This is a genomic window from Microbacterium sp. BF1 (assembly GCF_019279095.1).
Taxonomy (GTDB): Bacteria; Actinomycetota; Actinomycetes; order Actinomycetales; family Microbacteriaceae; genus Microbacterium; species Microbacterium maritypicum.
In genome coordinates this window covers 1-1,594 of the sequence record NZ_JAGYWT010000547.1, presented here as the reverse complement: position 1 = coordinate 1,594, position 1,594 = coordinate 1, and the positions used below count along the sequence as shown (strand labels likewise).

Annotated in this window: 1 protein-coding gene and 1 pseudogene; both read left to right on the top strand. The window is 68.6% G+C overall.

The genetic code is table 11. From position 1 onward, the window contains the following. Positions 1-316 (top strand): annotated as a pseudogene (locus KZA10_RS18285) (hypothetical protein); the annotation flags it as partial. Further along, positions 313-1,594 (top strand): cation acetate symporter (locus tag KZA10_RS14650; protein ID WP_218683252.1); only part of this gene is annotated, 1,282 nt, incomplete at its 3' end. The pseudogene KZA10_RS18285 and the gene KZA10_RS14650, both read left to right, overlap by 4 nt.

Below are 1,594 nucleotides of genomic sequence, written 5' to 3'. Positions count from 1 at the left end.
CGCCGCGTCAGGCGTCGGTGAACTAGCCGCCAACTTTGCCGTCGAGAAGGCCGCTCGCGCAAGTAACTATGCCAAGATCAACGGTTTTCGCTCCGAGATCGATGGGCTAGGACATTGGTTGGACCTCATGATCGCGCTCACCCTGACGATCGCCCTCATCCCCGAGATCGGACAGGTCCTGGTCTGGGGCCTGCCCTTGTCGTGGTTGCTGCAGGCGTACGCGTTCTATCCGATCATCGTCGTCTTCGCGGTGCTCTACGTGCGCACGGCCGCGCGCAACGAGCGTCGGTACCGGGCGCTCCGGGACCGCGAATGAACGTGGTGCTCGATCTCATCGGCGTCGCGCTCGTCATCGTCGCGACGCTGCTCATCGGGGTCTACGGACTGCGCATCTCCCGCACCACGGGAGACTTCTTCGTGGCGTCGCGCACCGTGCGACCCGTGTGGAACGCGTCGGCGATCAGTGGCGAGTACCTCTCGGCCGGTACCTTCCTCGGGCTGTCGGGCCTCGTATTGCTCGACGGCGCCCGCGGGTTCTGGTTCCCGATCGGATACGCGGCCGGCTACCTCCTGGTCCTCGCGTTCGTGGCGGCCCCGCTCCGACGCAGCGGCGCCTACACGATCCCCGACTTCATCGAGGCGCGCCTGGAGTCGACGTCGGCCCGACGTGTCACGAGCATCGCGGTGCTGGTGATCGGCTGGCTGTACATCGTGCCGCAGCTGCACGGCGCCGGCCTCACCCTGCTCGTCGTGGCGGGGCTGCCGGAATGGGTGGGAGCCGTCACCGTGGCGGTGCTCGTGGCTGCAGCGGTGGCCGCGGGCGGCATGCGCGCGATCACGTATGTGCAGGCGTTCCAGTACTGGCTCAAGCTCACCGCTCTCCTCGTGCCGGTCGTGTTCATCGCCTTCGCGCTCAGCGGCGGTCCGCACGACTTCGACCCCGCGCTGGTCTTCCCGGTCGAGGCCGGCCCCTCGGGGTTCGACGCCTACGAGACGGCCTCGCTGCTGCTTGCGCTGCTGCTGGGAACCATGGGTCTTCCCCATGTGCTGGTGCGCTTCTACACGAGTCCGACCGGGGTCTCGGCGCGACGCACAACGGTGATCGTGATCGGCATGGTCAGTGCGTTCTATGCGGTCTCGAGCACGATGGGCCTGCTGGCGCGCATCGCCGCTCCCGACCTCGCAGTGCCGGGCATCGCCGACACCGTGGTGCTGCTGCTGCCGTCCCGCGTCTTCCCCGGGGCGTTCGGCGAGCTGCTCACGGCACTGATCGTTGCCGGGGCGTTCGCGGCCTTCCTGGCGACATCGGCCGGCCTCGTGGTGTCGCTCGCCGGAGTGATCAGCCAGGACGTATTCTCAGGATCGGTGCGCTCGTTCCGACTCTCGGCCGTGCTCTGTGCGCTGGTGCCGCTCGCCGTGGCGCTGCTCACGGCCCCGGCCGGTCTCGGATCGAGTGTCGGTGTGGTGTTCGTCGTGGCGGCGTCGACGTTGTCGCCGGTCGTGCTGTTGGGGGTCTGGTGGCGAGGACTCACCGCTCGTGGGGCGGTCGCCGGGATGCTGTCCGGCGGTCTCGCCGCCGGCCTCGCGCTGCTTG